We start from the raw sequence: 10,534 nt of genomic DNA, 5'->3' as shown, positions 1-10,534 counted from the left end.
GCACAACTCTGTAGCCCCGGTAAGCGACAGCGCCACCGGGGATTTTGAAGCCACCAGCACCGGTGTCAGCGATACACCACCCGGCCTCCCGGATTGCGCTACGCTCATCCGGGCTACCAAATAGCACAACTCTGTAGCCCCGGTAAGCGACAGCGCCACCGGGGATTTTGAAGCCACCTGCACCGGTGTCAGCGATACGCCACCCGCCTTCCCGGATTGCGCTGCGCTCATCCGGGCTACCAAATCGCACAGCGCTGTAGCCCCGGTAAGCGACAGCGCCACCGGGGATTTTGAAGCCGCCAGCACCGGTGTCAGCGATACACCCCCCGCCTTCCCGGATTGCGCTACGCTAATCCGGGCTACCAAATAGCACAACTCTGTAGCCCCGGTAAGCGGCAGCACCACCGGGGTTTTCTCATCCCGTCCGCACTCACTGCGCTTCTCCTATACTTGCAGTTTAAGCGGGGACAGGAGAAAGACGATGACGCTACCCGATTTTCACGTTTCAGCGCCTTTTACGCTTGGTATTGAGCTGGAGTTACAGGTCGTCAACCCGCCGGGATACGACCTCAGCCAGGATGCCTCCACGCTGATTGCCGATATCCAACGCGAACTGACGGCGGGAGAGGCCAAACACGACATCACCGAAAGCATGCTGGAGATAGCCACCGGCATCTGTCGCGATATCAGCCACGCCACCACACAGCTAGGCGCCATCCATCAGGCGGTACAGCGCGCCGCTCTCCATCACCACCTGCAAATCTGCGGCGGCGGTTCGCATCCTTTCCACGCCTGGCAGCGTCAACAAATCAGCGATAACCCGCGCTATGTGAAAACCGTCGAGCACTTCGGCTATCTGGCAAAGCAGGCGACGGTGTTTGGCCAACATGTCCACGTCGGCTGTCAGAACGGCGACGACGCCATCTATTTATTGCACGGGCTGTCACGCTTTGTACCGCACTTTATCGCCCTCAACGCCGCCTCGCCGTGGTTCGACAGCACCGACAGCCGCTTTGCCTGTTCGCGTCTGAATCGTTTCTCTTCCTATCCCGATAACGGGCCGATGCCGTGGGTAGAGAACTGGCAGGCCTTTCAGCGTTTATTCCGCCGCCTGAGCTACACCAGCATGATCGACAGCATGAAGGATCTGCACTGGGATATTCGCCCGAGCCCGGTTTTCGGTACCGTCGAGGTGCGGGTGATGGATACGCCGCTGACGATAGGCCAGGCGGTGAATATCGCCGGATTTATCCAGACGCTGGCCTGTTGGCTGTTAAGCGAACGGCCGTTTAAACATCAGCCGGAGGATTACCTCCTCTACCCTTTCAACCGCTATCAGGCCTGTCGTTACGGCCTCGACGGGGTGATAACCGATGTCTGGTCCGGAGAACAACAAAGCATCCGCGCGAACATTCTACAGTTATCCGACAGACTGGCGCCCTTTGCCCATAAGGTGCACGCCAGCGCGGCGCTGGAATCGGTTGTGCGCCAGGCCAGGTCCACCATCAGCGAAGCGCAGCAGATGCGCGAATTCATAGCCAACGGCGGTTCGCTGATCGGCCTGGTACAAAAGCATTGCGAGATTTGGGCGGCATAAGGAAGCGAAACGGGTATACTCGGCGCAGGATATTCAAAAGGATTGTTCATGTTATTACGCCGCCTGCTCCCTCTTGCGCTTCTTCCCTTCACCGCCTTTACCCATGCTGCCTGTACGCTCACCGACCCAACGCTGACCTTGCAAAGCTATACGGTTAATCCGCAGCAAGAGCGCATCGTGATGTACTGGCAAAAGCAAAATGGTAAAGCCTGGGGATCGTTGCGCTCGCTGCTGTCCGATATCGATAAAGACGGCAGCGTCCAGATGGCGATGAACGGCGGGATATACGATAAGGCCTACGAACCGCTGGGCTTGTATATCGAAAATGGCGAGCAGATAAAGCCCCTCAACCGCGCCTCCGGCGGCGGCAACTTTTTCATTCGCCCCGGCGGCGTATTCTGGCTGAAGGGCCAGCGGGCGGGAATAACGCCTATCAATAAATTTAAGCCATCGCCTGAGATAACCTACGCCGTGCAGTCCGGGCCAATGCTGATTGAAAACGGCGCCATCAACTGGCGGCTGAAGCCCTCCGCCAGCTCGCGCAAACTGCGCAACGGCGTCGGCATTGATAAGCAGGGACGGGTGGTATTTATGCTTAGCGAGCGCGAAACCAATTTCTACGATTTCGCCTGTTACGCACAGTCCAAACTCCACGTGCGCCAGATGCTCTACCTCGACGGCACTATCTCAAAAATGTATCAAAAGGGCGGCAGCATACCGTGGCAATACCATCCGTTCGTCACCATGATCGCGGTGGAAACCCAAAAACCTGGCTAAATAAAAATGGCGCCCGCTCTATCCTGAAGGGGCGCCATTCGGTATCAGGCGGGTTTACGCCAACGGCGGGTTAGCCGCTTCTCGACTTCGACCACCAGGAACATGGCCACGCCAATCGCCAGGGTCACGAACCAGTAGCGCAGCGGTAGTGCTTCGGTGCCGAACATGTTCTGCATCAGCGGTACATAGATGATGACCAGCTGCATCAGCAACAAGACGCCGGTCACCAGCCAGATACCTTTGTTGCGCAGCAACCCTTTGTTCAGGGAGAAGCTGTCGCTGCTGCGGCAGTTGATCATATAGACCCACTGGGCGGTCACCAGCATCTGCAGTAGTACGGTGCGGATGAACTCAGCGCTGTGGCCGCGCGGCGCCAGCCAGGCTTCGAGAACAAAAGCGGCGACGGCAATCATCGAACCGACAAAAGCGACGCGCCAGACGGCGAACCCATCCATCACGTGCTGGCCGCTCTTACGCGGCGGACGGTTCATCACGTTGCGCTCGGCGGCTTCAAAGGCCAGGCCGAAGGAGAGCGTGGCCGAGGTCGCCATGTTCATCCACAAAATCAGCACCGGCGTCAGCGGAATAATATTGCCCGCCAGCAGCGCAATGATGATCAACAGTCCCTGCGCGAGGTTGGTCGGCATGATGAACAGGATAGTCTTTTTCAGATTGTCGTAGACGCGGCGTCCCTCCTTCACCGAGCTGGCGATGGTGGCGAAGTTGTCGTCGGTAAGCACCATATCGGCGGCCTCTTTGGTCACCTCGGTTCCTTTAATGCCCATGGCGATGCCCACGTCGGCCTGACGCAGCGCCGGGGCGTCGTTAACGCCGTCACCGGTCATCCCGACCACTTCGCCGCTATCCTGCAGCGCCTTGACCAGACGCAGTTTATGCTCCGGACTGGTACGGGCGAAAATATCAAACTCCACTGCCGCCTTCGCCAGCTCGGCATCATCCATATGCTCAAGTTGATAGCCGGTCATCGCCTGGCGGCTGTTGGCGATCCCCAGCATCTGACCGATGCTCATCGCCGTCTGCGGGTGGTCGCCGGTGATCATCTTCACGCGGATCCCGGCGGTCTGGCAGGCGTGGATCGCGTCAATCGCCTCCGGACGCGGCGGATCCATCATTCCGGCGATGCCGAGGAACACCAGACCTTCCTTCAGATCATCGTGGGTCAATGTGGCGCTGCCGACGGCTGCCGGTTTGCAGGCGGCGGCAACCATCCGTAACCCCTGGCGGGCAAAGCGCGCCATTTCGTCTTCCCAGTACTGACGGTCAAACGGCCTTGGCCCCTGCTTGCTCATCTGCTGGCCGCACAGGGCAAAGATGACATCCGGCGCGCCGGTAATCAGCACCCGCTCCTCATCGCCGATCTGCTGATGGGTGGCCATATATTTGTACTGCGAGTCGAAGGGTATTTTCGCCACCAGCTGGGTGGCGACCGGCGCTAACTGGGCTTTCGCCGCCAGCACCTTCAGCGCCCCTTCGGTCGGGCCGCCGGTGATCCCCCACAGGCCGCGCTCGTCCTGAACGATCTGACTGTCGTTGCACAGATCGATGGTACGGAGGTAGGTTTCCAAAACGCTGCCCGGCTGCACCACCACCGGCTCGTCGCTGCCCTCCTGGAAAATGCGCCCTTGCGGCTCATAGCTGTCGCCTTCAACGCGGTAGCAGCAGTCGGCGGTGATGACTGCTTTCACCGTCATTTCGTTCATGGTCAGGGTGCCGGTCTTGTCCGAACACACCACGGTCATCGCGCCAAGCGTTTCAACCGTCGGCAGCTTGCGGATAATTGCCCGCTTGCGCGCCATCGCCTGTACACCGAGCGACAGGATAATCGAGATAATCGCCGGCAGGCCTTCCGGCACCGCCGCCACCGCGAGGCTAATCAGCGACAGCAGCAGCTCACCCAGCGGGATATCGCGCAGCGCGAGGCTGAAGAAGAACAGCGCCACCATCATTGCGAGGATGATGACAAAAATCGCTTTCCCCAGTTTATCCATCTGCACCAGCAGCGGAGTACGGTGCTTTTCAATAGCCGCCATCATCTGATTGATGTGGCCTAGCTCGGTCTCTTGACCGGTAGCGGTGACCACACCGACGCCGCTGCCGGCGCTGATAGTGGTGCCGGAGAAGACCATATTGGTGCGGTCACCCAGCGGTAGCTCGCCCTGCAACGCCACAGTGGTTTTATCCACCACCGTTGATTCGCCGGTGAGAATCGCCTCTTCGACCCGTAGATTGTGGCTTTCAATCAGGCGCATATCCGCCGGGACGCGATCGCCAGCGCGCAAAATAACAATATCGCCCGGCACCAGGTCACGGGTGGGGATGGTTTCATGCTTGCCGTTGCGCTGGACGCGGGCGTCGCTGGAGAGCATGTTGCGGATCCCCTGCAGCGATTTTTCGGCATTGCTCTCCTGAATATGACCGATCAACGCATTAATGACGGTAACGCCGAGAATAACCAGGGTATCGACCCAGTGGCCCATCACCGCGGTGAGCGCGGCAGCGGCCAGCAGGACGTAAATCAGGACATCGTTGAAGTGGGCAAGAAAACGCAGCCAGGCCGGTTTGCCTTTCTTTTCCGGCAGCGCGTTAGGGCCGTATGATTTCAGGCGCCCGACGGCTTCAGCGGTGCTGAGACCGTCGGCATGGCTCTTTTTTTGCGCCAGTACCGCTTCGACTGTTTGCTGATAAGCCTGCTGTGGCGCGCTGTCGCCCGAAGGCGTGATGTTGTGGGGGTTAATCATCCGGGTCAAAATTAAGTTTCCTTTTAAATTCCGTCATTCGGAAAGCCTGAAATCATTTCTGGCCAATGAATTAATGCGTTTTGCGAGCAAGATCAAATTATCCATCCAGAATATTTATTTACTCGCAAATTAAAAAATACATGGTAAGTTGGTTCTGAAAAACAAATATTACAGGGTATTTCTAAACCATTTATAAACGAGGTGAAACATGTTTGGAATCTACCGTGGACGCCGACTGGCGCTGTATGTCGCACTGGCAATTATTATCGCCACAATAGTGGGATATAGTACTTATACTTTTGTAAAAATGCTGAGTTAATAAATGACGTTAATTTACCTCGCGGTGCAATTAACTTAATCACAAATATTACTCAATAAATTAACAGAGGGGGTTTAATTAATAGTATTAGAAATAATATGAATGACGTAAATTAATAAGCGGATAAAGCATATTGCGTTAACGGATTTTTTACCAGACAATATGTTTTTTAACTGACGATTAACATTATAATGAAACACCCGCTGGAAACGCTGTTATCCGCCGCCGGCATTTTGCTGTTAGCCCTGATCTCATGCTTATTGCTGCCGGCGCCCTCGCTCGGCCTGACGCTGGCGCAAAAATTGGTCACATCCTTCCACCTGATGGATCTCAACCAGCTCTATACCCTGATCTTCTGCCTGTGGTTCTTAGCGCTGGGAGTCGTTGAGTATCTGGTATTGCGCTGGGTATGGCGCCGCTGGTTCTCGCTGGCAGATTAAGCCGCAAGAGAGCAAAAAAAGCCCGCCGATAGAGGCGGACTGGTATGCGGCCGGCGCTCAGTGCGCGCGGCTGTGGTTCTCTTTGCGATACGCGCCCGGCGGCTGATTGAAGGTACGGGTAAAGATACGGGTGAAAGTCTGCTGCGAATCAAAGCCGTATTTCAGGCAGATATCATAAACCCGCTGGTCGGTATCTCGCAGGTCGCGCGCCGCCAGCAGCAGTTTACGCTCGCGAATGTAGCGCCCGAGACTTTCCCCTTTGTACTGTAAAAACAGCCGTTGCAGATGCCATTTCGAATACCCGGCATGGCGCGCAATATCATCAATACGCAGCGGTTGATGCAGATTGTCATCAATCCATTCCACGATAGTGTCAATCACCTGAGCGGATATATTCATATCTCTTCTCTCCTTCTGAACCACTCTGGCGGTTAGCGCCACCAGGCGTTAAATGATTGTGTCTTATCAGCGACCCACACCGGTTCGCCCAGCATTGGCGTGACTAAACGCCACTCACGTCCTTCGCTGGCTGCCGCCAGCCGCTGGTACGGATCGTCCCAGCTGTGTTTTGCCAGCACAAAGCGTCCGGCATGCCCCGGTAATACCGACCGGGCGCGTAAATCATCGGCGGCCTGCGCCGTTTCTTCCGGCATCATGTGGATGTACTTCCAGTCCTGGTCATATTGACCGTTTTCCATGATTGCCAGGTCGATAGGGCCAAACTGTTCGCCAATGGCCTTAAAATGCGGGCCATAGCCGCTATCGCCGCTGTAATAAATCTTTTCCTGCGGGGTGACGAACAGGAAGCTGGCCCACAAGGTCTGGTTGCGTTTCAGCCCGCGGCCGGAGAAATGGCGAGCCGGCAGCGCGTGTACGGTGAGTTCATCGCTGATTTTTATCGTCTGGTTCCAGTCCACTTCATCAATAATCGCCGCATCCATTCCCCAGTAGCGCAGATGCGAGCCGACGCCGAGCGGCGTCACCACGCGTTTAACTTTCGGCATCAGCGCCTTAATGGTGGCGTAGTCGAGATGGTCGTAGTGATCGTGGGAGATAATCAGCAGATCGATCTCCGGCATCCGCTGCGCGTTCCACGGGTAGTCGCCGGGGAAGGCCTTATTGATGAAGGAGAACGGCGCGGCGTAATCGCTAAATACCGGGTCGATCAGGATACGTTTACCCGCCAGCTGCAGATACCACGATGAGTGACCGAGCCAGACCATGACGTCTTCGCCAGACGGCAAACCGGCAAGATCGGTATTCACCAGCGGCAACGGCTGCTGGGGGCGCGCGTTTTCTCGCTTCGTGACCAGAAAATCCCACCACGCGGCTAGCATGTTTTTCTGGCCGGTGAATCCCGGCGTCGGCAATTGGTTATGGAACTGGCCGTCACGGTAGTTCGGCGACTGTTCGACAAGACTGAGCTGCGCACCCTGCGGCGCTTTGCCAAAACCGGCATTAAGAACAAACGGCAATGTCGTTGCTGCTGCTAATAACATAATGGCGACCACGCTAAAGGTGACACGGTTCATATCCTGACCAGACGAAAGCCCCATCCAGGAGACTTTATGATATAACTTGATTATGAGTGAGTAAGCACTCATTATTAGGAAGGAGTAGAAAATCGTCAAGACTATTTTCAATTTTTGACATCTGCCGTTGCAGTTGTGCGGTCCGCCGTGATTAGATCGAGGTTTAACTTTCAGCGAGGTAAAATGTAGTGGCTCGTCCTAAGAGTGAAGATAAAAAACAAGCGTTACTGGAAGCCGCCACGGCCGCTTTCGCCCAGTCCGGCATTGCCGCTTCAACATCGGCGATAGCCCGCAGCGCGGGGGTTGCCGAGGGAACGCTGTTTCGCTATTTCGCCACTAAAGATGAGTTGCTCAACGAGTTATACCTCGCCATTAAGATGCGCTTAGTACAGACGATGATCGACGGGCTCAATCCTGACGAAAAACGCCCGAAAGAAAACGCGCGGAACATCTGGAACAGCTATATCGACTGGGGAATGCGTAACCCTATGGAATACCGCGCCATTCGCCGTATGGCGCTGAGCGAACGCATCACCGATGAAACGCGCATCCAGGTCAAAGAGAGTTTTCCCGAGCTTAACGAAATGTGCCAACTGTCGGTGAAAGCGGTTTTCCTTAGCGACGCCTATCGCGCTTTCGGCGATGCCCTGTTCCTGTCGCTGGCCGAAACCACCATCGAGTTCGCCAGCCACGATCCGCAGCGCGCTCGCGAGATCATTGCTCTCGGTTTTGAGGCGATGTGGAATGCGCTGCATGAGAGTGAGTCGTAATGGATAACGAAGCGCTACACCATCACGCGCAGCGTATCGCGCTGACCTACCCTTTTACCGAACACTGCTGGCCGTTTGGCCCGGAGTATGACGTGTTTAAAGTCGGTGGGCGTATTTTCATGTTGACCATGACCCTTCGCGGGCGTGCCATAGTCAACCTGAAGGCCGATCCGCAAAAATCGCTGCTCAATCAGCAAATTTACCGCAGCATCGAACCGGGCTATCACATGAACAAAAAGCACTGGATCACCGTGGTCCCGGGCGAGGATATCAGCGAGGATTTACTTGCCGAGCTTATTGACGACTCGTGGAATCTGGTGGTGGATAAGCTGGCGAAAAAAGACCAGCGTCGGCTGCGTCCCGGCTGATTTTCAAATAAATGCGATAAGTGTTATCGCATTTTTCACTCTTATCATTTCCCGCGCATCGCTGTACTCTTCCTCCCACGAAATGTGCCCGTAAGGGGCTGAAAATTGTGAGGAAGAGTCATGGATATTATCTCAGTTGCCTTAAAACGTTACTCCACTAAGGCTTTCGATCCGGCGAAAAAACTGACGGCTGAACAGGCGGAAAACCTGAAAACGCTGCTGCAATATAGCCCGTCGAGCACCAACTCTCAGCCGTGGCACTTTATCGTCGCCAGCAGCGATGAAGGGAAAGCCCGCGTCGCGAAAGCAGCCAGCGGCACCTATGTGTTCAACGAACGTAAAATCCTCGACGCTTCCCACGTTGTCGTGTTCTGTGCGAAAACCGCAATGGACGATGCGTGGCTGGAAAAAGTCGTTGATCAGGAAGATGCCGATGGCCGTTTTGCCACTCCGGAAGCCAAAGCCGGTAACCACAAAGGCCGCACCTTCTTTGCCGATATGCACCGCAAAGAGCTGAAAGATGACGATCAGTGGATGGCGAAACAGGTTTATCTTAACGTGGGCAACTTCCTGCTCGGCGTGGCGGCAATGGGTCTGGATGCGGTGCCGATCGAAGGCGTCGATTTCGCCATCCTCGACGAAGAGTTTGGCCTGAAAGCGCAAGGTTATACCAGCGTGGTCGTGGTGCCGGTCGGTCATCACAGCGTGGAAGACTTCAACGCCGCGCTGCCGAAATCCCGCCTGCCGCAGTCCACCACCATCACCGAGATCTAATCTCCGCGCGCATCCCTCCCCGGTGGCGCTAACGCTTACCGGGGCTACCAACTGAGTGCCGGATCGTAGCCCGGATAAGGCGCAACGCGCCGCCATCCGGGGAGGGCTGCGGCGATCGCTTACGCTTAGCAGGGAAAAACCGTTACTTTTTCTCCCCCTCGCCGGCGTGCCAGATCCGCTCGGCGTAGCGGCCAATCATCGCCAGCGATACCGCCAGGATCAGGAAGAACACCACCTTGTGCAGGCTATACCAGAAGAATTCGAAGAAGCGGGTGTAGAGGTTGATGGCAAGAAACGTCAGGCCAAATCCACGCAGCATGCCATCGTCGGTTTTCAGGCTGATATAAATACAGATCGCCGCCGCCAGCGCAAACAGCAGCCCCCACGGCAGCAGCTGCGCCTGGCTCACCTCATACCAGCTTTCGGAATCGTAGTTGCCGAAAATCGACAGGATCCACAGCGCGACAAACAGCCAGGTTAGCCCCATCGCCTTACTAACGGTAAACAACTGCCGCTGGCGTAATACATTTTGCATCAAGTAGCACAGCGCCAGCAGCACGCCGCCAAACAGCACGAAACGAATCGGGAAGCTCATCCCCAGCCAGTAGGCGCCCCAACCTGATACATAGCCGGTTTCCGCGCCAAACCAGTTACCTAACGCCAGCAGGAAGAACAGCCACACCAGCCCGGAGCGGGCGAAAAACCCTATCAGGCCGTAAATGGCGCAGCCGAGCAGGATTAGCGGCGCCACATGGCCGCTGCCGTCGTCCAGCCGATCGCCTAGCTGCCACAAGGCAATGGCGGTACAGACGACGCCGAGGAACAAAATCGCCTCGGTGCTGTAGTGCCACTGGGATTCGCGCCGCTGGCGGCGGAACCCCCAATAGTAAAATGCGATGGCCAGCAGCGTCGGCAGAATAATCCGCGCGACAGCGGAATCGCTGAACAGATTGATAATCGCCGCAATCAATTCAGCGTCGGCGAACAGACTCCCCAGCGCAATCAAGACGCAGGCTATCGCGGTCCAGAAGGCATAGCGGCTCAGGCGCTGCCAGTCGAAAGTACGGACAGATAGCGACGCTGACAGCCGTTGGCCATCACTGCTGTTCAGGACCCCCTCCTGCTGCCATTGCTCAATAGCGCGTTGAAGAATCCGCTGCTGCTTGCGGGTGACGTTCATAAGCGTTCCTTGTCCATT

The 10,534-nt window shown here is 56.2% G+C and carries 11 protein-coding genes; 6 read left to right on the top strand and 5 right to left on the bottom strand.

Annotated elements, in window-relative coordinates; genetic code table 11:
- Positions 1-375 (bottom strand): hypothetical protein (locus ABLU78_RS09790; protein ID WP_348820478.1); only part of this gene is annotated, 375 nt, incomplete at its 3' end.
- 106 nt (positions 376-481) lie between these two features.
- Between ABLU78_RS09790 and ABLU78_RS09785 the strand changes: the two genes are divergently transcribed.
- Both ABLU78_RS09785 and ABLU78_RS09780 read left to right on the top strand, forming a co-directional pair.
- Positions 482-1,597: a YbdK family carboxylate-amine ligase gene (locus tag ABLU78_RS09785; RefSeq protein ID WP_048228504.1), complete on the top strand. Its 1,116-nt coding sequence runs from the start codon at positions 482-484 to the stop codon at positions 1,595-1,597.
- Positions 1,598-1,645: 48 nt separating this feature from the next.
- The gene (locus ABLU78_RS09780) at positions 1,646-2,374 is read left to right on the top strand and encodes a phosphodiester glycosidase family protein (RefSeq protein WP_045388605.1); all 729 of its coding nucleotides are present in this window, start codon (positions 1,646-1,648) and stop codon (positions 2,372-2,374) included.
- 44 nt (positions 2,375-2,418) lie between these two features.
- On the opposite strand, the gene ABLU78_RS09775 is transcribed toward ABLU78_RS09780, so the two are convergent.
- Positions 2,419-5,142 carry a cation-transporting P-type ATPase gene (locus ABLU78_RS09775; RefSeq protein WP_045388602.1) on the bottom strand — a complete coding sequence of 908 codons (2,724 nt, stop codon included), beginning with the start codon at positions 5,140-5,142 and terminating at the stop codon, positions 2,419-2,421.
- A 501-nt stretch (positions 5,143-5,643) separates the two neighbouring features.
- On the opposite strand from ABLU78_RS09775, the gene ABLU78_RS09770 reads away from it, so the two are divergent.
- Positions 5,644-5,892, top strand: a complete 249-nt coding sequence (locus ABLU78_RS09770; protein ID WP_015704686.1) for a DUF1158 domain-containing protein — start codon at positions 5,644-5,646, stop codon at positions 5,890-5,892.
- Between the two features lie 57 nt (positions 5,893-5,949).
- Here the strand turns inward: ABLU78_RS09770 and ABLU78_RS09765 are convergent, their stop codons facing one another.
- Positions 5,950-6,291, bottom strand: a complete 342-nt coding sequence (locus ABLU78_RS09765; RefSeq protein ID WP_015367806.1) for a RamA family antibiotic efflux transcriptional regulator — start codon at positions 6,289-6,291, stop codon at positions 5,950-5,952.
- Between the two features lie 32 nt (positions 6,292-6,323).
- On the bottom strand, positions 6,324-7,424 hold the full coding sequence (locus ABLU78_RS09760) for an MBL fold metallo-hydrolase (RefSeq protein WP_020079396.1): 1,101 nt from the start codon (positions 7,422-7,424) through the stop codon (positions 6,324-6,326).
- 188 nt (positions 7,425-7,612) lie between these two features.
- Between ABLU78_RS09760 and ABLU78_RS09755 the strand changes: the two genes are divergently transcribed.
- From ABLU78_RS09755 to nfsB, 3 genes are all read left to right on the top strand, one after another.
- Positions 7,613-8,194 (top strand): TetR/AcrR family transcriptional regulator, encoded by a 582-nt coding sequence (locus tag ABLU78_RS09755; RefSeq protein ID WP_048228503.1) that lies wholly within the window; start codon positions 7,613-7,615, stop codon positions 8,192-8,194.
- Entirely contained in the window at positions 8,194-8,562 is a 369-nt protein-coding gene (locus ABLU78_RS09750) for an MmcQ/YjbR family DNA-binding protein (protein WP_015367809.1), read from the top strand. Before ABLU78_RS09755 ends, ABLU78_RS09750 begins: the two co-directional genes overlap by 1 nt.
- Positions 8,563-8,682: 120 nt before the next feature.
- Complete coding sequence (gene nfsB / locus ABLU78_RS09745) at positions 8,683-9,336, top strand: oxygen-insensitive NAD(P)H nitroreductase (protein WP_015367810.1); 654 nt, start codon at positions 8,683-8,685, stop codon at positions 9,334-9,336.
- A gap of 142 nt (positions 9,337-9,478) precedes the next feature.
- On the opposite strand, the gene ABLU78_RS09740 is transcribed toward nfsB, so the two are convergent.
- Positions 9,479-10,516, bottom strand: coding sequence for a DUF2157 domain-containing protein (locus ABLU78_RS09740; protein ID WP_048228502.1), 1,038 nt, complete (start codon positions 10,514-10,516; stop codon positions 9,479-9,481).
- Positions 10,517-10,534 lie beyond the last annotated feature (18 nt).

The sequence above is a fragment of the Klebsiella sp. JN_Kp122 genome (assembly GCF_040062085.1).
In the GTDB taxonomy this organism is placed as follows: Bacteria; Pseudomonadota; Gammaproteobacteria; order Enterobacterales; family Enterobacteriaceae; genus Klebsiella; species Klebsiella aerogenes.
The sequence above is the reverse complement of the archived record's forward strand: the minus strand, read 5'-3'. Positions and strand labels throughout refer to the sequence as shown.

What these genes read in the sequence shown, in the direction of transcription:
- ABLU78_RS09785 (WP_048228504.1), top strand. Translation starts at nt 482, where the DNA reads ATGACGCTACCCGATTTTCACGTTTCAGCGCCTTTTACGCTTGGTATT.
- ABLU78_RS09780 (WP_045388605.1), top strand. Translation starts at nt 1,646, where the DNA reads ATGTTATTACGCCGCCTGCTCCCTCTTGCGCTTCTTCCCTTCACCGCC.
- ABLU78_RS09770 (WP_015704686.1), top strand. Translation starts at nt 5,644, where the DNA reads ATGAAACACCCGCTGGAAACGCTGTTATCCGCCGCCGGCATTTTGCTG.
- ABLU78_RS09765 (WP_015367806.1), bottom strand. Translation starts at nt 6,291, where the DNA reads ATGAATATATCCGCTCAGGTGATTGACACTATCGTGGAATGGATTGAT.
- ABLU78_RS09760 (WP_020079396.1), bottom strand. Translation starts at nt 7,424, where the DNA reads ATGAACCGTGTCACCTTTAGCGTGGTCGCCATTATGTTATTAGCAGCA.
- ABLU78_RS09750 (WP_015367809.1), top strand. Translation starts at nt 8,194, where the DNA reads ATGGATAACGAAGCGCTACACCATCACGCGCAGCGTATCGCGCTGACC.
- nfsB (WP_015367810.1), top strand. Translation starts at nt 8,683, where the DNA reads ATGGATATTATCTCAGTTGCCTTAAAACGTTACTCCACTAAGGCTTTC.
- ABLU78_RS09740 (WP_048228502.1), bottom strand. Translation starts at nt 10,516, where the DNA reads ATGAACGTCACCCGCAAGCAGCAGCGGATTCTTCAACGCGCTATTGAG.